At 38.7% G+C, this 21,575-nt stretch carries 11 protein-coding genes; 3 read left to right on the plus strand and 8 right to left on the minus strand.

The window, feature by feature from the left end; all coding sequences use genetic code 11:
- Positions 1-105 precede the first annotated feature (105 nt).
- The 3 genes from B5X53_RS00690 (at position 106) to B5X53_RS00700 (ending at position 3,442) form a co-directional block, all read left to right on the plus strand.
- Positions 106-1,101: an SDR family NAD(P)-dependent oxidoreductase gene (locus B5X53_RS00690; RefSeq protein WP_079711303.1), complete on the plus strand. Its 996-nt coding sequence runs from the start codon at positions 106-108 to the stop codon at positions 1,099-1,101.
- Between the two features lie 300 nt (positions 1,102-1,401).
- Positions 1,402-2,271, plus strand: coding sequence for a helix-turn-helix domain-containing protein (locus B5X53_RS00695; protein WP_079711304.1), 870 nt, complete (start codon positions 1,402-1,404; stop codon positions 2,269-2,271).
- 46 nt (positions 2,272-2,317) lie between these two features.
- Entirely contained in the window at positions 2,318-3,442 is a 1,125-nt protein-coding gene (locus B5X53_RS00700; RefSeq protein ID WP_157822062.1) for an adenylate/guanylate cyclase domain-containing protein, read from the plus strand.
- Between the two features lie 148 nt (positions 3,443-3,590).
- Here the strand turns inward: B5X53_RS00700 and B5X53_RS00705 are convergent, their stop codons facing one another.
- The 8 genes from B5X53_RS00705 to B5X53_RS00740 form a co-directional block, all read right to left on the minus strand.
- Complete coding sequence (locus B5X53_RS00705; RefSeq protein ID WP_079711306.1) at positions 3,591-4,292, minus strand: DUF4097 family beta strand repeat-containing protein; 702 nt, start codon at positions 4,290-4,292, stop codon at positions 3,591-3,593.
- Positions 4,293-4,604: 312 nt separating this feature from the next.
- Entirely contained in the window at positions 4,605-7,301 is a 2,697-nt protein-coding gene (locus tag B5X53_RS00710; protein ID WP_079711307.1) for a DUF5695 domain-containing protein, read from the minus strand.
- Complete coding sequence (locus tag B5X53_RS00715; protein WP_079711308.1) at positions 7,291-9,624, minus strand: alpha-L-arabinofuranosidase C-terminal domain-containing protein; 2,334 nt, start codon at positions 9,622-9,624, stop codon at positions 7,291-7,293. Before B5X53_RS00715 ends, B5X53_RS00710 begins: the two co-directional genes overlap by 11 nt.
- A gap of 18 nt (positions 9,625-9,642) precedes the next feature.
- On the minus strand, positions 9,643-11,337 hold the full coding sequence (locus B5X53_RS00720; RefSeq protein ID WP_079711309.1) for a DUF885 family protein: 1,695 nt from the start codon (positions 11,335-11,337) through the stop codon (positions 9,643-9,645).
- A 69-nt stretch (positions 11,338-11,406) separates the two neighbouring features.
- Positions 11,407-14,475, minus strand: coding sequence for a beta-L-arabinofuranosidase domain-containing protein (locus tag B5X53_RS00725; RefSeq protein WP_079711310.1), 3,069 nt, complete (start codon positions 14,473-14,475; stop codon positions 11,407-11,409).
- Between the two features lie 43 nt (positions 14,476-14,518).
- Entirely contained in the window at positions 14,519-16,780 is a 2,262-nt protein-coding gene (locus tag B5X53_RS00730; RefSeq protein ID WP_079711311.1) for a S9 family peptidase, read from the minus strand.
- Between the two features lie 201 nt (positions 16,781-16,981).
- Entirely contained in the window at positions 16,982-18,565 is a 1,584-nt protein-coding gene (locus tag B5X53_RS00735) for a RagB/SusD family nutrient uptake outer membrane protein (RefSeq protein ID WP_198550709.1), read from the minus strand.
- Positions 18,566-18,576: 11 nt separating this feature from the next.
- The gene (locus B5X53_RS00740) at positions 18,577-21,558 is read right to left on the minus strand and encodes a SusC/RagA family TonB-linked outer membrane protein (protein ID WP_079711312.1); all 2,982 of its coding nucleotides are present in this window, start codon (positions 21,556-21,558) and stop codon (positions 18,577-18,579) included.
- Between the last annotated feature and the right edge of the window lie 17 nt (positions 21,559-21,575).

A 21,575-nucleotide genomic window follows, 5' to 3' on the forward strand; every position in this document is an offset into this window, starting at 1 on the left:
ATTAATCAACTTAATTGACCTTTTAAACAAAGAAGATTAGGTCTTTTAAACAAAGTTATGCGATTAGATGCGGATTAGATTTGTATTAAACAAAAAATCAGTAAAATGAAAAAAGACAATTATCGAGGCGCAATACAAAAACCAGTTGGATCTGGTTTTAATAAATCATCAAGAGCAAGTGATGTCATTAAGGATATCGACCTTACAGGAAAAATTGCTATCGTAACTGGCGGTAACACCGGTATCGGATTGGAAACTACAAAAATACTGGCATCTGCAGGGACAAAGGTGATTGTTCCTGCCAGAGACGTTGACAAAGCAAAGAAAAACCTGGCAGGAGTTTTAAATGTGGAAATAGAAAAAATGGATTTGATGGAACCTGACTCTATCGACGCATTTGCTGAAAAGTTTCTCGCAACTGGCAGATCTCTTCATTTGCTCGTTAATAATGCCGGCATTATGTGGGTGCCTTTACGCAGAGACAACCGGGGATTTGAGTCTCAATTGGCTACAAACTATCTAGCACAGTTCCATCTCACCGCGAAATTATGGCCTGCACTCAAAAAAGCCCATGGAGCAAGAGTTATCAATTTATCTTCTCAGGGACATCAATTTGCTCCCTTCTGTTTCGAGGATCCTAATTTTACGCAACGCGAATATGAAACATTACAGGCATATGGACAGTCAAAAACTGCCACTAACCTGTTTTCAGTTGAATTGGACAAGCGAGGAAAAAAAACTAATGTTAGGAGTTTTTCGGTACATCCTGGATCTATTGCGGGAACCGAACTAGGCCGGGAAGCTTCTTTAGAATTATTTCAGAAAATGGGTTTTTGTGATGATCAGGGCAATATCCTGCCAGAAGTTGCGGCAAATTTAAAAACCATAGCTCAGGGCGCCGCCACTACTGTTTGGTGTGCCACTAGTCCAATGCTTGAGTTTTTGGGTGGAGTTTATTGTGAAGACGTGGACATAGCTAACCTGGCTGTTGATTCCTCCCCTTCAGGTGGTGTAAAGCCGTATTCATTAGACAAAGCTAATGCAAGACAATTATGGACCTTAAGTGAGAAAATGACCGGAATTTCTTTTGATGCGAATTGAATGTTTAAGGGTCAATAACCAGTTGAGGACATTATTCGCTTATTCGCATAGAGATGTTTTTGCGGTGCTATTTTTTTCGATGGTGTGCCGGGGATTATAATTACATTCCCTGGTATTAATAAATCCTCTCCTCCTACCACTATTATAGAAGGAGAGGGATACTTTAAAAGTATAGCAGGAATGTTATTATGAAATTTGTTTGCAGGTTATCCCTTTTGAAATAACTATATTTAGAATGGTCAAAGCATAAGTTCTTAAAAATATCTCGTCAATTTTATATTTCTTCAATCGTATTGAAAAATGGAACACACATCAAAATATCTGACGCCTGAGATAAAGCTTTCGTGCTATGAGGATAGTTTTTTTAAATCTGATATAGTCTTTGATCAGCATATGCTCATATGGTTTATTTCGGGAGAGACAAAAATCATTCAGGCCGATGCAACCCATCATTTCAAAACCGGAGATATTTTTCTGATTCCAAGAAATATTCCGGCCACCATAATTAACTACCCCAAAGATGGTTTACCTCATAAAACAGTGGTTATGCTTCTTACCACTAAGATATTGAGAAGTTTTTATGCCGGCACAACATCTAAGCACCACGCGATATCTGATCCAAAAATCCGAAGCTTCTCCAATCATCCTTTACTGGAAAGCTGCCTTGCTTCCTTAATACCCTACTTTGAAATGAAAGAGCCGTTTCCTGTGAATTTGGCATCTCTCAAAATTGTGGAAGCTATTAGCATTCTTCGTGCTATTGATAATAAAATTGACCGTGTATTAGATAATTTTGATGATCCCCATAAAGTAGAGTTAATCAGTTTTATGGAAAAAAATTACATGTTTAATATGCCTATACATAAATATGCGTATTTAACCGGAAGAAGTTTAACCACCTTCAAAAGGGACTTTAAGAAAACATTTGATACTACACCGCGACGCTGGCTTACCCGAAAGCGATTGGAATTAGCACATTACCAGCTTACACAAAAAAAGAGAAAACCGGTAGAGGTATGTTATGAAAGTGGTTTTGAGAACCTTTCACACTTTTCCTTCGCCTTTAAAAAACATTTTGGATATTCTCCTAAAAATCTGATGCAGGAAAACCTTTTACCATCTAATGCTCCTGCAAATAGTTTGATGACCGGGAATAAAAATGCACCGTAAAGTTACCGTCCATATCATCAGGATTGACAAGATATTTTTCCGAAAAATGCCAAAATTCGAATATACCACATTAGCCCAGCGCTACACCGCAAGATTTCCACTATTAACTTATGTGGGTACTCAGGTTAATTTTTGGATCATGGCTAATGTACTTTTGGTCATAATCTTGAACTTACAGCAGCGAATTATTGACCAGTCGCTCAATACATCTATTGCTGTAAAATTCGAATCGATCCTGCTTATAGCTATAATCTCTGGAATTTTTTATGGGATAAGTCTGGGGTTGAGTGGTTATTATCTAGATAGAAGCTCTTTCGGGAAGTTACCGCTGGGTGAAATAATAGTATTTAAAGCAGGTGGATCATTGATACTACTTACAATACTTTTATGGCTCTTACAAATTCTACTTTTCAATTCATCTACGGCTTCCTTATTTTACATACCGGGCCTTATATTCAATGAAGGATCATGGAGATACTTAATATATCTACTGCTTATCTATTATTTTTTTATGACTCTAATTATCAGTTTCATTAATCAGGTAAACAGGAAATATGGCCCGGGGGTACTTGTTCCATTGCTCTTAGGAAGGTATAGAAATCCAAGGGAGGAAGAGCGGATTTTTATGTTTATGGATTTAAAATCATCAACCACCACGGCGGAAAGATTAGGTCATCTAAGATATAGCGCATTCATCAGAGATTGTTATGGAGATATTAATGAAATTTTATTCCCCTTTCGTGCACAGGTTTACCAGTACGTCGGTGATGAAATTGTAGTGATGTGGCCAGCCAGTGAAGGTTTAAAAAACCACTTCTGTATCAGGTTTTACTTTGCCTGTCAAGATAAGTTTCGGGATAGGAGAACATATTACACGAAAACCTATGGATTTATTCCCGAGTTTAAAGCTGGCTTGCATATGGGAAAAGTAACAGCAGTGGAAATAGGAGAAATAAAAAAGGACATTGCTTACCATGGAGACACCTTAAATACCGCTGCCCGAATACAGGGTGTATGTAATGAATACAACAAAGATTTCATTGTTTCCGATTGCCTAATAGAAAGAGTTGGAGAAAATAGGAGAATGACGACTGAGGATCTTGGAATGATTTTACTCAGAGGTAAGACAGAAAAGGTGAGAATTCTAAGTGTTGGTTGGTGTGTTTCCTAGTGAAGAAATTTAAATGGTTTCTTTACGTAGGGGAGTGTTAGCTCAACTCTGTCTAGACTTGAGATTACACTCTCTTACGTAGTGCGCTAAGGGACTCTATGGGTTTATTATTCTGATTTTGGTTATTTCGAGGGTTCCTTCTCAGACTTTAATTTATTACTATATACCCATTTACAGTATTCAAACGCATAGAATTTTGAGCGTTTTCATTTTTTAATGATATCTCCTGCCCTATAAACTTCTCTTTACGAACAACTGCTAATTCTGGTGTAGTTTGAATTTTACCAACTACAGTTTTAGCAACCATAGAAGAGTCATTTCCTGGCAATTCAATCCTGCCATTCACAGTGTCTAAATTTAAATTACCATCAAACTCTTCAATTTGAATATTTCCGCTTACTAAATCTACACTGATTTCCCCGTTTACATAATCAGAACTAATATCACCGGTAATACTGGATATGTTAAGTTTTACATCTTTTGGAACCATTAATTGATAATTGAATTGGTGATCTAAACCCTGGGAGTAGATAACTCCTATATCCGGTAAATCATGATCATCCTGGTATGCTTTAAAAACATCTTTAGAATTAGAAGTTATGAATAACGTATGATTATCATCTTTAAATTTAATATCAAAGAGCTCGGTGTATTTGGGATCCTGGGTTTTAATAACAGCTTTAACCTGAATTGTAGGTTGATCCCATGTTGTAATTTCAATAGAAGATGCGAAATCTAAATCAACATCTATAATCTGATTACTAAATGGCGCTTCTTTTTCAATATTTTTCTGTGCCTGCATATTAAAAGAAGTAAAAGCGATGAGGATAATAAATAGTACCTTTTTCATTGTTGTAAATTTTGATTGACTTTATTGCAGGTGTTTTACCTGTTTACTTAAAGGACGACAACGAAATTTTAAAGTTGCAAAAAACATATTTTAAATAGCCCATATAAGTATTACAACGCAAAAGGGAAAAGAAATTTCCGTGAAAAAAACACCGGTATTACTGGGCTGAAAAAATTTTTCCGTAAAAAAAAATTAAAAAAATTCTCAAAGGTTTTATAATTATCACTCATTTAAACGCAATTAGCTTTAAAGTTTATGAGAATGACTAACCAACACAGCGCAGGGTGTCATCCTATCGCTTTCCATACTCCTTTATAATTTAATAGTAATTTCCTTTTTCTTGGATCCAAGCTCTATCTGGTATGCACCTCTAATCTTTTTGAATTCCAGTTCCAGTTCTTTATTTGATCGCAAATATGCTATAGGTGTGAATTTATCTTTTTCCCTAAGTTGTAATTTAACTTCTTTATTCTTTTCGTTATAAGTAACCTTCTCAATTTTTCCTGCATCCAATGTTAACCATAGATTTTCTGAAGCTATAAAAACTTTATTTTTAGCGGCCGTAGTTAACTCAACTTCAACTTCATTATTTTTATTTCGCAAATTACCTCCAAAAGCTAACCATCCATAATTCTCCTCCTTTGTAATATAAGTAGCAGAATTTATAGCATAGCCGAAAAACCCTGAGCCATAATCCCCTGAATGGTAGTCTATCCTTAACGTAGAGGGGTAGGAATGAAAAGCAGCCGGGCCAAATCCATCCTGGGTTATATTGGCAATTGCACCCAAGGTCCCCGCATAACCCACTTTTAGTAAATAGAAATCAGGATTATCGCGGTAAGCCTTTAAAACTGGAATAGCATTTAGTCCGGAACCATAATGATGAATTTGCCTTTCTACACGGGATAATTTACCCCCATAAAGAAAATCCCAGTAGCGCCTTGCATTTCCATTATAGGCCCAGTGAGGCATAGTGGGCATGTAAGCCAGGATTGCATTCAAAGTAATATCGGCTTTTTGATCGTATCCAAAATAATCACTCCACATATACACTTCTTCCTGACCTGTAGAATCCCAGGGCATTTCAGAGCCAAAAGGATAATTTAATGATTTCCATACATCAGCTCTTTTTTTCATTTCGGCTTCAAGATCTCTGGCTAAGTCTGTTAATCCTTCTTCTTGAAGATCTTTAAGAATCATTAGAAACACAGTGCCTTCCATTTGGCCATATTGGGCATAGTGGGGCGCCAGTCGGTTCATTGCTACTGCTGTATGATAAGCGTTTTCCAGGTACCATTTCCAATTATGATTATCTACCAGGTTTTTTTGATATCTAGCCAACCTGTACATTACCCAATGTGCCGCTGCCACATGAGGATAATTATAAGATCTTCCGGGATCATCGGCTCCCTTTTTATTCCAGGCCGCCCAGGTATTATAATTTATGGTATCGCTATAAGTACCTTCCGGCATTTTCTCGGGTTCATAATAGAAAATACTTTTCTTAACACCATATTTTAGTTCCCCTTCTGAATATTGGATACCACCCCACATGGTTTCATCGATAAACTTCTGAAGCTTCTTGATTTCTTCTTTTTCTGGCTGAATCAATTGCTTCATAATTGCGCCAAGCCAACTCCCAGCTCCTCCTTCATCACTTAAACCAGCTACCCATGCACGACTATCCTGGGTTAATTGCTTTTTTGTTTCATAATCATAAGAAATTACGGAGTTGGTCCTCCCAAAAAGAGTATCAGGTTGATCAAACCATTGTTGTGTCATTAAAAAATTGCCAAAATCATCTACAACTTCGCTTTCAGGTTTTATAACTTTATAATTGATACTCTGCTTTAGACCATCTTTATAAGTAATAATTGCGCGGGCGCTTCCCCACTTTTTTCCCTGCACATTATATGCTGTAAACCCACCGGGTTTCCTTTCGGCTTCTACTATTTCTATAGCACCTTCCGGTTCAATTTTTATATCTTCAACTGCTTCTGGGTAATTGAGAAATAACTTTGCTTCTACATCCATTGGCAACACATAGCCTGGGATACCCACAGCGACCGGACGCCCCTCTTCGATAAGCTTATCCTGAATTTGTTCAATTCCTGGTGCCAAAACAAACTTCAAAGAGAAATCCTGGGTTTCCCCCGCTTTTAAAGTCAAGGAAGTTGGCTGGTTCCATTGCTCCACGCCCTTCCATTCATTTTCCGCATAGGCTTTGGATAATGCCATCCATTCGTGTACCCCTTCAAATACAATACTCCTGTTACTTGGATCATCCAAAAGCGGGCGATAAGCTTCAAATGGCATATTCTCTCCTGGCAATACCAATAGGGCCTCGTCTTCCCCGGTAAGGTGCTTTACTTCCAGGTACCCCGCATCCATTCCGATATAAGGATCAAAAAACACATTATCTGCATGGGTTTCATCAAGGTTTTTTCCTTCTAAAATATTATTAAATGCCATAGGTACTCCCAGGGCCCCTATTTCTATTGGAGTACTGGCAGGATTTGTTATTTCAAACCTCATTAATAAGCTACCATCTTTTTCTTCGTAATACCTTTTAATTTCCAAAGGATTATCCTCAGGCAGGGTATTGCTTAGGTCTGAAGCTGCAAGGACGGTTCCTGAGGCCGGCAATGCCTTCACCTTCTTACGATTATATGCCGTAGAAAAAGATGTATATTTTCCATCTTTATCTTTTATTCTGAAGTTTAAATCCCCTATATAATAAATACTGTCTTTGTCCCTGGTTTCAATTCGCTCCCCCGGGGTGAAATCGAAATCAGGATCGGAATTTGGAGAAAGCTTTGCTATGGTTTGGGATGCTTTTACCAACTTTAGTGTAAATTCCTCGGTTTTCAATTCAATGAAACCATCTTCCAAGCCTAAAGTTGATTCCCTATCTTTAATATTATCCCAATAGGTTGATTTTTCCTGTGCTATACCCGTTGCCCCTATAAATAATAGGAATAATAAAATCTTTGCTTTCTTAATTTTCATAACTGTTTTCAATTAGGCTAAATTTATAAATGCCTGCACTTTCACGGGGAATGTCAAGCTTATTCTCTGAAATTTGAATTTCAGCTTCAGTAATTTTAATTCTTTCTGGATTATCATCATCATTGTACACCATATCATTTTCTCCTGAAATAATATAGGATGTTCCTGTGTTACGTAGGGTATTAGCAGCTTCCTCTATTTCCAGGACCTGATCTTTGTGGGTTGCATTGACAACTGAAATTGTTAGGAATTCACCATTTTCAGTGATTGTTGCAGCAACGTCCAGCGGTTGAGGATTTCCGGATAACTCAACAGGCTGTGTACCGAATTCCTTTCGGTATAATTTTAAGACCAGTCCTGTTCCTTCAAGCCAGGCTTCGGTCTTGGTGGTTTTAATAGCCCCAATAACATTGACGGTTTGAGCATAATTTGCCATATAATAAATATCTGATTGCCTGGAAAACTCGTTCAATCCGGCGGCAATCCCCAGGGCATCGCGAAGAAAATAACGGGTACCTAAAAGTCCATAAACGTGGGGGCCATACCAGTAATTCCACTCATCCATAGCAATTTTAATATTCTTTTCTTTAATACTTGGAATTTCCCTTCTTGCCCTGCGATGTTCCTCGGCAACCTCTTTAATTATTTCCGGCATTTGGTTTACATGGGTTAACAAACCTCCAGCATGCCAATCTTGTTTGTAAAAATGTTCACTGATGTAGGTCATGTTCTCGCTACAATTCTCATACATCATATCATTCCACATCCCGGGATATCCTACGGCTATTAATTCAATGTCAGGATCAATATCCCACATTGCCTTAACTACTTTATTGTGTTTTTCAACGTATTCTTCAATAGGCATATGTCCCAACTGCCAATCCCCGAACATTTCATTTCCAACTGCCCAAAGTTTCACATTGTAGGGATCTGGACGCCCATTCCTTGCTCTCCATTTTCCCATTTCGGTATGCCTGGCACCATTAATGTATTCAACCTCGTTTGCTGCAAGTTGGGCAGTACCTAAGCCGGTATTCACTGCAATATTGGCTTCAGCTTCAAGAATTTCGCATAACTGCATAAATTCATGAATCCCCACATCATTATATTCCAGGCCATTCCAGGCACGTTCAAATCTGGTTGGGCGTTTATCAGGATCGCCTATACCGTCCTTCCAGTCATAACCTGAAACGAAATTTCCTCCGGGCCATCGGTAAATTGATGAATTCAATTCTTTCATCAAATTGATTACCTCAGGACGGTATCCCTTAATATTAGTTGCAGGCATTAATGAAACAGCAGCTAATGTAAGTTCACCAGTGCCTATAAAATTAAATTCCAATGATCCGGTTTTGGTATCAGATTCCGCAGAAAATTCAAAAGGAATTTTCTGAAACCCTATTTCTTGGTCAATTACAAATGATTTCTTATTTCCATTGAGGGAAATGATAACTTCATTAATTCCCTCACCTTTAAAAACTACTCGCCCCACATAATTTTCACCTGATTCCAGGCTTAAATTATCCTGGTTTAAGTTTATCTTCTTTTCAACTTGAATAACCGGTAGTTTTCCCTGCGAGTAGGAATAGGAACTATCAATACCCACTTCGCTTGGATCCAGGGAGGCATACCAGGGGGACTTTGGGGTACCCGGGATGTAATAAAACTTACGATCCTCTAACATTTCCGCCCACATTCCGCCATAAATGGACTTACCCATATGTTCTATAAACTGCCCGTAGATATAGGGGGACATTGGCTCTAATTTCTTCTCCGGTTCAATTTTCACGGTGGGATTTAAATCATCTGCAGATAATTCTTCTAACCTCAGGTTATCAAAATAAACTTTACCTTTAGCTTTACCACCTTTGCCCAGGATAAGCTCCAAAATAAAACTATCATCCATTTCGGTTGAAAATTCCATCTCTACCTTGGTCCAATTGGTAGAACCTTTAAAAATAGTGTCACCTTTAAAATCAAATTTTCCCAGGCGAAAACCCGCACCAGCTTCCTTACTTTCTCCGGCAACATTTACCGTTTTTATATATCCTGAAACTTTATATTCTGCAAAGGGCTTTACCCCTATTGTTTTGAACCAACGCTCCGTAATGAGACTATCTGAATGTAAAATCAAGATCTGGGTGTTATAGTTTTCCGAAAGCGTATCAGAAAATAATTCCGTAGGACTCCATTCTTCGTACTGCCAGTCTTTCTCTTTTATATTTTCCCCTTCACGTGGAGAAAGAAGGCTATTGTTTTCTTTCTCACTACAGGCCGAAAAAAAGCAAGCAAGGACAATAAGAAGCTTGAAGGTAATTTTCATTTTGGATGAATCTACTAATTATTTAAAGTCAGTTGAGAATTTCCAGCTCGCTTTATAATCTTCAGGTATTTCTTTATTTTCCAAAAGGAACCGAAGCACTGAAACCGGCATCATATTCTCCTGCATAACCCGATCATGGAATTGCTTTTCAGTCCAACCTTTTTCGAGTAATTCATTGCGTAGGGCATAAAATTGAAGTCCCCCAACCATATATGCCAGCTGGTATAATGGTGGTGTATAAGAAGTTGCAAAAGACCTGCGTACCTCGGCTTTGGCATTGGCATTCTCGTGTCCTACTTCATCGACTAACATATCTATACATTCTTGCGGGGTCCATTCTCCCAATTGATATTTAAGGGAAAATATAATTCTTGCACACCTGTGAATTCTCCAAAACAACATTCCCATTTTTTCTTCTGGTGTTCTTGGAAAATCCTTATTCCAAAGGTTAATTTCCCAATAAAGTGCCCAACCCTCCATCCAGAACGGGGTACCAAAAACACTCCTGTAAGGTTTATGACGGGCATTCATATAAAACTGGAGGTTATGACCAGGCAGAAGTTCATGTTGCACGGTTGGAAATGAAAAGTTAGGATTGTTTCCCTTCATGCTCATTAGCTTATCTTCGTGGGACATCCCTTGTGTAGGGTAAGAAATACTAATTTCCCAACCACCTGTAAAGAAAGGGTTCACTTTTTGGCGTTCAGGGGTCATCATGATCATTCCCCATGTCTCTTTCGCCATCTCGGGAAAAGTTATAAGGTCGCGCTTTTCTATAAAATCTACCGAATGATCATACAAATCTTTAATTGCTTCCGGTTGCTTACCAGGTTGAACATATGTGTTTTTCACATGTTCCAAAGCTGCCTTCCAGTCATTGCCGTAACCCATTTCCTGGGAAGCCTTGATCATTTCCTGTTTACACCACTCAAACTGTTTTTCAGCAGTTTCAATGAGTTCTTCCGGGGTATATGGAATAAATTCATATTCCAGGTTTCGAATAAGAGTTTTTCTACCCACCGGTTTCCCAATTATACCACTGCCGTCATCCTTTATACTTTCTTTAGAATAATTTTCTTTTAAAAAATCTGAATACTTGGTGAGGTCTTCATCTAGAGATTTGTAAGGGGATTCCATCCACCACGTAAAATCAGGGTCATATGCATAATAAAAATTATAAGCTTCTTTTAAACCTTGCTGAAATGAAGTAACAATCCCAGCTGCTTTTTCGGCCTTAAGCCAATCCTGGAATTTATCGTTTTCAAGTTGTTTTATTTTCGTTTGAATAATTTCTTCAGCCTTTTTAAACTGCTGGGCCAACACATTGGCATCTGGCTGTTTTCCCCGCCTCCGCTCCTGGATAAACGGAAATAAAATTTCAGTAAAATCCGCTACGGAAGCTACCTCTTCAAAAGCTTTATAATCCTGGTTCAATAAATAGCCTTCTTTTTCAATCAGGTTTTTCAGCAAAACATAATCTACCTTTTCAGTTGGTGTAAGGTCCTTAAATTTAATTTCTTTAATCCTGTTTTCCCAATTATCATAAAACCGGAAAAAGCGTTGATAATATTCTTCAGATTCCTTAATGGTATAAGTTCCTCTTAGGGCATTTTTATCTGCTTTAAAAGTGTTAATAATATCTACCATTTCATTAGCAGAGCTAACACTACATACTGTGAGAAAAATTATAAATGTGCAAATGAGTCTTTTCATGATATGATCATATAATTTTGACCTATTCCAAGCTTTTTAACTGTCAAGGCGCTATACTGGCTTTATTATTTATTTCAATTCAACATCCAGGTAAACGGAATGACGCCCATAGGTTTCATAGAAAGGTTTGAAAACAACTCCGTCAATAGTGAAATGCAATTTGCCCGGGTCGCCCTCAATGGAACTGCTTAAATCCTTAGCATTTAAAACTACTTTTCGCCATTCTTCCCTTGGTTCACTTTCCTGGGCAGCCAACAATACAGGACCATAAAATAAGCTGGCAATATTTGGCTGATCCATAACAGGATCTAAATGAAATGCGAATGGCATTTGTAATTCTACCGTATCACCATCCTTCCACTCACGACTAAGTTTTAGGTAGCTTCCTGGGACGGCAGCAATATTTTCCTTCTTACCATTAATCTTTACAAAAAATCCTTTAGTGGCCCATTGGGGCACTCTTATATTAAGACCAAACTTCCCATGTCCCCTTATTCTTAGTTGGGTATGATCTTCTTTTGGAAATGCTGTAGTTTGTTCCACCTGTATATCCCGTTCTGTCCAATTTAAAGTGGAAGGAACGAAAAGGTTCACATAGAGGGCCTGGTTATCCTTATTCTTAAAATAAATGGAGTTTTGTAATTTGGTGCTGCTTTCAATAGCTGTCCCGTTACAACATGTAAAACCCTTCATATCCGGATTTCCAAAATGTTTAATGGAGCCGGGGCGGAGTGGGACATGGTATGTATTAGCCGGGCTATCCTCTGCTACAGAGGCAAGGATATGATTATACAGTCCTCGCTCATAATAATCCATTAACTCTGTGCGCTGATCATATAGGAATAGGTCCCTACTTAATTTAAGCATATTATAGGTAGCACATGTTTCATTTTGCCCTCCCTCGGAAAAACCATTTTCATAGAGTGTAGCCGGCTGGCTAACAAAACACTCAGCATTTACCGGGTTTCTAGCACCAGCAACCCCTCCAATGCTGTACATGTAATCATTTTTCGCCTTGAACCAAAAATTATCGGCTACTTGAAAATATTCAGGTGAACCAGAACCGCGGTAAGTTTCAAGGGCTCCTACGATTTGTGGTATATGCTGGTTGGCATGCAGTCCTCGGAAGGAATCAACATTTTCAGCCAACCCGTGTGAATGCTGCGCATCACCAAAGAATACTTTAATATTATCGAATAATTGGGCCCCTTCAAGGTAACTCGATTCATTGGTGATCCTATACAAACGGGCCATTGCCTCGTTCATTCCACCGTATTCCCCGGCAATATAGGTGTTCCACATATTGATAAGAGTCTCGATAGGGAGCTCACTTAATCGAACGTTTACCCAATCACTCATCCCCCTGGCTATCGCAAGGGCTTTCTCATTTCCACTTACTTCATAAATATCCATCAAACCTGCTAAAATTTTATGCAGGGTGTAGTAAGGAGCCCAAACCTGATCCTCCTGCCCCCCATAAGAGGCTCCGTTCTCCAACATAATAAACTGGTCTGGTGGATAAGCACTAATATAACCTTTTCCCCAGTTCCAGTAATCAGTACGAATTCCATCTTCACTAAGATCGGAGTTGTATTCTGATTTACCCGGACCGGTTGGTACAGCGGTTGGGTCAGAAACAAATTCTTCACTCGTTTTCGTTTTACGTCCAGAAAGCTGAGATAATTCATACAAGGTATTGACCATATACTCCATCTTCTCCGCAAAATTATCCTTAAGTGATTCATCGTAACCAGTGCTCGCATAGGCCTGGGCAATAGCTGTTAAATAATGGCCCGTAGCATGCCCTCGCAACTTAGTTTCCTGGCTATCCCATACTCCCAATGGCTCTGCACCTTCCGGCTGTTCCTGGCCAAAAGCATTACGGAACATATATAAGAAAGAATCAGGATTGGTTTCCGCTAAGGTTAATACAAATTTGTCACGGTTCTCAATAAACTTGGAATCATCTCCATTAACATCAGGGTCCAAAGAAACCTGGTTTAACCCGAATGCCTCCAGCCTGCGGTTTGGTGCAGCCGCAGCCTCTACTTTAGCTGCATTAACAGTAACCGTGGCTTTTGGTCGTAGATTTGTACCAGGGATTCGACCTTCCACTACATACTTCCCCGGTTTCAGAACTGAACTATTGTCTTTTGGTGCCGGCCAAAGTACCCGTACCGCAGGTCCCTCTATACCATCCTGATAAACCCCATCCACATAACGGGGTAACCTTGGTAGCTGGCCAACCTCTGTCTCAACCTTTAGGTCGGGTACACTTTTGAGGTACTTATTATAAAGTTGTGGAGCGGTTTGGGAAAACCTTGGGAGGTTATCTTCCTTTTCTTCTCCTTCATTGACAAGACTACTGCCTTCTCCTGTTGAATTATTATATATTCTCGAAACCTGTCCATCTCTCAAAGGAATTCGGTATAACCTGATATCATGCAAACTCGCATTAAGATACGGATGCCCGGGCACCAGGGATTTACCGATCAAGAGTGAATTTTTTATTGATTTACTATCGAATAATTCCTGGAGATCTATTGTTGTATTTTCTTTCTTGCCTATGGGTTTACCATCTAAATAAGCTGTAAGGGTTTGTGAGGGAAAATCAACCACCACCGCCAAATGAACCCATTTATTAGTATTCACTACAGGGGCAGCCGTACTCTGTTTCTTTTTATCTCCTATAATTACATGAGCCTGGAATCCTTCCTGCTTTTTCGACCCGGTAGGTGAGGCAGAAAAATGGTTCTTCCTACTTTTACCAAAATCAAAGAATTGCTGATTAGGTTCTGAAGACCGTAAAAACACCCATCCGGTTATACTGAAGGATTCCTCTCCAGTTAAAGCCTCCCCGGGAATAGCCATATAAGCTTTTCCTTCACCAGACAGGGAAAGAACTTTACCAAACTTTTCATCATTGACAAACTCATACTGGCCATTTAATTCAGCGTGAAGGTTGTTCCGGGACCAATCCCTGACATCTCCGTCCAGCACGTAACGTGCTATTAATCCCGTTTCGCCTATTCCATCCAGGATTTGATCACCAGATTGGGCCTGGGTAGGAAATATAATTCCAGAACAGGCAACTAAAATTAGGCTTAAATAAATTGGTATTCTATTGGCTACTTTCATTATCAAATAAATTTTCAACTATATTATTCCTGGTTAAGCGAAGTTAATCCTCGTAAATTTTGTCCCACGAAGGTGGCTTAACGTTTAATAAGTGTTCAACAAAAAAATCTCTCCGTTTACGTTCACCAAACTCTCCCCCGGAGGTATGGGATTCTCCCGGCAGAACAACCAGTTCAAAGTCCTTTTTAGCTTTGATTAATGCATCTGCAAACTGCATAGTGGATGTCGGGTCTACATTATCATCAACTTCCCCTACAATTAACATCAAATTCCCTTTTAATTTTTCAGCATGTTCAATATTTGAAGAGGCTGCATAATGAGGACCAATTGGATATCCCATCCATTGTTCATTCCACCAAATCTTATCCATACGGTTGTCGTGACATCCACAAGAGGCAACCGCAACATCATAAAAATCTGAATTAAATACCAGAGCTGCACCCGCACTTTGCCCCCCGGCAGAAGTACCCCTAATCCCGACTCTTTCGTCATCCATATAAGGATATTTTTCAGCAGCTGCTTTTATCCATAGTTTACGATCAGGGAAACCAGAGTCCTTTAAATTTTGCCAGCAAACGTCGTGAAAAGCTTTAGACCGGTTCGATGTCCCCATCCCATCAATTTGCACCACTATGAAACCTAACTCGGCTAATGGTTGTAATGTGCTGTATTGGGAGTGAAATTCCTTCGGAACAAAGGAACTATGAGGCCCTGCATAAATATATTCAATAATGGGGTAGGTTTTATTAGGATCAAAATTTGTGGGTCTGACAATCACGCCCCAAATATCTGTCTTGCCATCCCGACCTTTGGCTGTAAAAACCTCGGGCATTTTCCAGTTGTTCTTTTCTAAAGCAGAAATATCCGCCATTTGAAGTTCCATTATCGGCTTCTTCTTTCCGGTTTGCTTAAGTACACTAACCGGGGGTAAATCTACCCGGGAATACTGATCTACATAATATTTATAATCTGGTGAAAAAGTAACTTTATGATTTCCGTTCTCGGAGGTAAACCGGGTGAGGTTACGGCCATCAAAATCAATTCGAAAATAATGGATTAAGTATGGATCCTGGTCCTTGTCCAAACCGCTGGCAGTAAAATAAATTTGCCGTTTTTCATCATCAACTTCAAGCACATCCCTTACGGGCCAATCCCCTGAAGTTATCTGGTTTTTTAATTTCCCGGTGTCATCATCATACAGATATAAATGGTTATAACCGTCCCGTTCTGATGCCCAAATAATTTCATCTTTCCCCTCCACATCGTAGCGATATCTTTTCCCGCTATAATCGAAAAATGTCGGGCTGGTTTCGTCAATAATTACCTGAACCTTCCCGGTTTCAGCATTTACTTTTAAAATTCGGTATACCTGGTGACCTCGTTGATTATATTCAAAAGTAAAAGCTGAACTATCATCAAACCATTTATAATTAAAGAGGTTATATTGAGAAGCAAAAAGATCACTAGGAACCGGGATATGTTTCTTTTCACTAACATGGAAGAGCTGGGGACTATTAAAATCCAACTCATCCCCCGGTTTTAAATAATCCCTGGACTGTAATTTCGGTTGAAGTTGGTCTTCAGGACTCGATTCTACAAAATAGATTTTATGTTCCTGTCCAGGTTTTACTTTATAAGCCAAGATTTTTTTACTGTCGGGTGACCAAATAATATTAGGAGAATAGTAAAACCCTTTGGATCCATCAAAACTTAATTGTGCTTCCTCACCACTGTTTTTATCGACTAAAAACAGGTTAAAATTTTTAATAAATGCTTTATATCGTCCATTTGGCGAAGGAACTGGCTCCTTTTTCTCCTCTTTACGACGATCTCCCCAATATCTTTTTTCCTGCTCTTTCTTACTTACAGAACCGGTAACGGCAAGATGGTAATCGGATAAATTTAAACGAAATTTCAGAGAATCATTTTGAAACTCAAGGTACTGATCATCCTCTATAAAATTCAATTCTGAAATTTTTATAGAGGTAGGTTTCACCTCCTTTTCTAACACCTCGCTTAGAGCTCCGGCAAGCCGGGTATGATCGAAAGCCTGTCTTTGAGATTTCAATTTCGCATCTACGAGGAAATATTTATCGCCATTTGTAGCATTGTTTTTATACCAGAATTCATTCTCATTCACCCAGTGAAATGAGTCAGGGGTATTACGCACTTTATCTTTGAATAAAGTATCCACTGCATTTGCTCTTTTATAATCTTCAACCTCACCCTGGGCTAGCAAAGGTTTAAATGAAAAAAGACTATAAAAAACTAATAATAAAACATAAAACTTCTTGATTATTCGCATAGACTAAAAATAAGCTTGCAAAAGTGAACTAACACACCAAATGTTATCAACATATAATACAATATTAACTTACCCGATACACACCTTAAGGTATTAAGCCACTTATAATACAGATCATTAAAAAATCAACGAAGTGCATATAGCACTCCGTTGACCTGACATTAACTCAAACTATAAAAACACACTTAACTAACTAACGAACTAATATCCAGGATTTTGTTGAAGGTTAGTATTTGTATTCAATTCCTCCAAGCCAATTGGAAACAGGGTGGTATGATCCCCCTGGGGAACATGGTTAAACCAGTTTTTCGTCTGGTAGACTCCAAACCTTATTAGGTCCGTCCTCCTCCTGGATTCTGCAGCAAATTCCCATCCAAGCTCATCTAAAAACCTACCATACTCTACCGGGCTTTGATCTCCAGGATCTTCGATATTACCATTCTCATCCAAGGTGCCATATTCCCAAGTTGTATCACCTTCGAGTTCTTCCCCAGTAACCGTAGCTTCCTCTGGATTATCAAATGATCTTCCACGAACTTCAGAAACTATTTCCGCGGCTTCCGCACTGTTACCCGTCCTTAGTAAGGCTTCCGCTTTCATCATTAAGACATCGGTGTACCTGAAATATGGAAAATCATTGCTTAGACTACCTGTTGCTCCTGCCTCTATATTATACTTTTTACATCTAAAACCATCAGTAGCATCACTCTCATAAATACTAGGGATTTCATTGATTAGTGTGAACAATACTTCACCAGTGTCTGCATCTAATTGATCTCCCATTAGCCAGGTGTTCTCCAGCCTAAGGTCGCCTTCTTCATAACTGTCAATAAACTGCGGATTAGCACTGGAACCACCCCAGGGTTGTGCCTGCATATTAAAAACATCTCTATGACTAGGTAATAACATCTTCATATGTTGGCTCCATTCTGTAGCATAGATATAATCATAAGGCACAGCGAATACAATTTCCGGGGAATTCTGATTCTCGGTTGTAAAAATATTACTGTAATTAGGGTCCAGAGAATATTTGCCAGAATTAATGATTTGGTTACTGGCTTCTAAACTTTTCTCCCACTGCGCTGTACCTGTATACACCTCTGCATTTAGGTAAACTCTCGCCAGCAATTGATAAGCCCCCCATTTGGTAAGTCTACCATAAGTACTCTGATCAACGGTTTCAGTTAATTCGGGTATAACTGAATTTAGCTCCGATACTACGAAATCATAAACTTCCTGCCTTGACCTTTGCTGCGGTATTTCATCACTAAAGTCCTCTAGAATTGGCACATTGCCGTGTGTATCTAAAAGGATAGAATAATATAATGCCCTTACTCCGCGCATTTCAGCAATCACAGCATTTGCCTGTTCGGCACTCACCGGTAAGTCACCGGATTCCAATTGTGAAATGACCCGGTTGATATTATTTATTCCATTAAAACAAGTGATCCAGGTATTACGCGGCTGCCATTGTGTTTCATTCCACGTATGAAAATGCATACGCTTATATACACCTCCATCATCCCAGCCATTAGGCCTAGTTGGTGTGACGAAAATATCTGCTGATTCTTCTTGCAGGTCAAATAATCCTTGCCACCCCATAATATATCTTAAAGGGGTATATGCCGAGGCAGATAGCGCTACAATGTCCTCTTCTGCCGGTACAAAAGAATCCTCTGTAATTTCGGAAAACACTTCTTCATCAAGATTGGTACATCCAGTGATAGTAAAACCAAACAGGAGAAATAGTACGATTTTAAAATTTATATTGTTCAACATTTTCATAATTGTAATTTTTAAAAAGTTAAGTTTACACCAAGGGTGAACGACCTATTAGTAGGATATTTATCACGACTATCAATTCCCGGTGCAAGCCCTGAGCGGTTAACCTCCGGATCAATTCCTTCATAACCTGTAATGGTTATCAGGTTAAGACCGGTTGCGTATAGTCTCAAATTCTGTAAAAAATCAATATTTTCTGTATTGAAGGTATAGCCCAGCGTAATGTTATCTATCTTCCAGAAATCCCCATCTTCCAGATAATGACTAACATATCGCTGCACATCGGCCAAAACAGCTTTTCCATAGATTTCATCAAATGCGGTATCCAGAACATTATAACCTACTGTTGGATTCTCATAAAACATCCGTTGTGAATTAAGAATCTGATAGCCAAATGCACCTCGCATATTAACGTTCAGATCCCAATTTTTATAATTAAAGGTATTATTCCAACTCACATAGTGCTCGGGTAAGCCGTTTCCTAAAATTTGTCTATCAGAGGCATCAGATTCAGTTGCCGGGATTATTTCCCCATCGGGAGTTTCAATCATAAAGACACCGTCCTCGTTAATATCCACACTCTTTAAACCGTAAAAATTACCAATGCTCTCTCCAACCTGAACAATATGACTTGAAATTTGAATAGGTTCTCCCACATAACCGGTATAGAAGAAATCGTTAGTAGTTTCAAATTGATCATTTGAAATGGAGAGTAATTCATTTCTATTGGTTGAATATGTCATATTTCCACTCCATTGGAAATCTTCCGTCTGAACAGGAACGAAATTTATAAGGGCTTCAAACCCTTCGTTTTTAAGTTGTGCTACGTTTGCAGTGATACTTCCATATAGATAAGGAGGAACAGGAACATCATAATCGTAAAGAGCATCTTTCGTAGTTCTGTTATAATAATCAAGAGCACCTCCTAACCGGCCTCCAAAAAAACTGAAATCCACCCCTGCGTTAAATTCTTCTTTCTTTTCCCAACGTAGATCTGGGTTAGGATTTCGCGCAGGAATTAGTTCTCTTATCCAACGGTTGTTGTAAAGAAAATAGCTATCGTAATTCAAACTACTTAAAGATTGATAAGAGCTTCCGGCATTAATTCCTGTAACCCCAAAACCAGCCCTTAATTTAATGTTATCTATCCAGGATATATCTTTAAGAAATTCTTCTTCGTTCATGCGCCATCCTGCCGATATACCTGGGAAACTACCCCATTTATTTTCCGCTCCAAATCTTGAAGAACCTTCGTGACGAATACTAGCCATTAGTAAGTACTTATCTGCATAATTATAGGTAAGACGGGAAAAGAAGGCGATCAATTTATCTGAACTTTTAGAGCTTCCCATTCCGGCTTCACCCAATGGCAAGCCTTGTCCTATACCTATATTATTATAGGTATAGGCATCAGTCGGAAAATTTCTGTTGGTAGCGTAAAAACCTTCATAGGTATTATCCTCATAGTTATATCCTCCCAGAGCGGTAAATTTATGATCTCCCCAATTCTTCTTGTAATCTATAGTTATTTGACCATAATTACCGATATAATCATCGGTCCCACGGGAGGCATATCCCTCTAATCCATTCTTCGTGGTAGAGACGTGATTTTTTGTTTGGTAAAATCCTCGTATATTATAATTACCTTTCCTGGTATATAAACCCTGAATTACCAGGTCTTCAATGGGTTCATAACTTAGACTTCCCGTTACTCTTAAATTCCGATAACGATTTTTTCCATCAGTTTCCTCTAAATAAGCAACAGGGTTATCATAAAAGTAAACATCCCTTTCATACCAAGTACCATCTTCATTTTTTACCGGTTCTGTGGGATTTCGAATTAATGCCTGCCTGTATACATACGGGTTGAAACTAGCACCATCCCCGCCTGCAAAAAATTCCTGTTCACTTGTTATTATATTAAAATTGGATTTTAACTTATTCTCGAACATGTTATGATTCACATCAATTCTGGCAGAATATCGCTTGTTATTCGTTTTTATAAAAATTCCTTCATTATCCCTATAATTGAGTGAAGCTGTGAGATTCGTTGTTTTGTTCCCACCTCGAAAAATTAGGTTATGTACCTGGCTAAGTGCATCTCTTGTTATTTCATCCAGCCAGTCGGTATTCGCTCCAAAATCTTCAACATTGGATCCGTTAAAGGTATATCCTTCATCAAACTTCTGTCTTAATTCTGATGCATCTAAAAAGTCCATTTTATTATTGATTTGGGATAATGTCATATACCCATTATAATCAATGGTTGGAGCAATTTCCATCCCGGCATCCTTGGTTGTTATTATAACCACTCCATTGGTTCCCCGCGTTCCATAAATAGCTGTTGCTGAACCGTCCTTTAATACGTCTATAGAAGCAATATCTTCCGGCGCAACAGTTTGAAGGTTTCCTGGCACCCCATCAATAAGAATCAGGGGTTGTGAACTTCCACTTATAGAAGAAATACCCCTAAGCATAATTTGTGCTCCCTGGGTGGGATCGCCCGAAGGAGTAGAAACAGACAAACCCGCGACCTTACCTTGTATAAGTTGTGCGGCATCGTTAACATTTCCCTGGATAAATTCTTCTGATTTCACCGTAGCAACTGCACTGGTAACGTCTGCCCTTTTTTGCGTACCATACCCAATAACCACCACTTCATTTAAAGCCGATAAATCCTCTTTGAGTATTATATTTAAATTGGTTTGTTCTGAGACATTTACCTCCTGAGTTTCATACCCGACAAAGGAAAAAGTTAAGACAGGATTTTCAGAGATGGTATTTAGTTGAAAATTACCATCAAAATCGGTTACTGTTCCATTTCCAGTATTTTTTTCTATAACTGAAACTCCTGGAATAGGCATTCCATTTTCGTCCTTAACAGAACCTGTTAAGGAAATCTGTGAATGCGCAAAGTAACTCACTAAAAAGAATAGAAAAAAACAAAGAAAAGATTTTCTTCTGATGAATTTGATTAAAAAAAGTTGGTTTATCATAATCGTAAGTTTATAAA

It is taken from the genome of Salegentibacter salinarum (assembly GCF_900168115.1).
Taxonomy (GTDB): Bacteria; Bacteroidota; Bacteroidia; order Flavobacteriales; family Flavobacteriaceae; genus Salegentibacter; species Salegentibacter salinarum.

What these genes read in the sequence shown, in the direction of transcription:
- B5X53_RS00705 (WP_079711306.1), bottom strand. Translation starts at nt 4,292, where the DNA reads ATGAAAAAGGTACTATTTATTATCCTCATCGCTTTTACTTCTTTTAAT.
- B5X53_RS00735 (WP_198550709.1), bottom strand. Translation starts at nt 18,565, where the DNA reads ATGAAAATGTTGAACAATATAAATTTTAAAATCGTACTATTTCTCCTG.
- B5X53_RS00725 (WP_079711310.1), bottom strand. Translation starts at nt 14,475, where the DNA reads ATGAAAGTAGCCAATAGAATACCAATTTATTTAAGCCTAATTTTAGTT.
- B5X53_RS00710 (WP_079711307.1), bottom strand. Translation starts at nt 7,301, where the DNA reads ATGAAAATTAAGAAAGCAAAGATTTTATTATTCCTATTATTTATAGGG.
- B5X53_RS00690 (WP_079711303.1), top strand. Translation starts at nt 106, where the DNA reads ATGAAAAAAGACAATTATCGAGGCGCAATACAAAAACCAGTTGGATCT.
- B5X53_RS00720 (WP_079711309.1), bottom strand. Translation starts at nt 11,337, where the DNA reads ATGAAAAGACTCATTTGCACATTTATAATTTTTCTCACAGTATGTAGT.
- B5X53_RS00730 (WP_079711311.1), bottom strand. Translation starts at nt 16,780, where the DNA reads ATGCGAATAATCAAGAAGTTTTATGTTTTATTATTAGTTTTTTATAGT.
- B5X53_RS00700 (WP_157822062.1), top strand. Translation starts at nt 2,318, where the DNA reads ATGCCAAAATTCGAATATACCACATTAGCCCAGCGCTACACCGCAAGA.
- B5X53_RS00695 (WP_079711304.1), top strand. Translation starts at nt 1,402, where the DNA reads ATGGAACACACATCAAAATATCTGACGCCTGAGATAAAGCTTTCGTGC.
- B5X53_RS00715 (WP_079711308.1), bottom strand. Translation starts at nt 9,624, where the DNA reads ATGAAAATTACCTTCAAGCTTCTTATTGTCCTTGCTTGCTTTTTTTCG.
- B5X53_RS00740 (WP_079711312.1), bottom strand. Translation starts at nt 21,558, where the DNA reads ATGATAAACCAACTTTTTTTAATCAAATTCATCAGAAGAAAATCTTTT.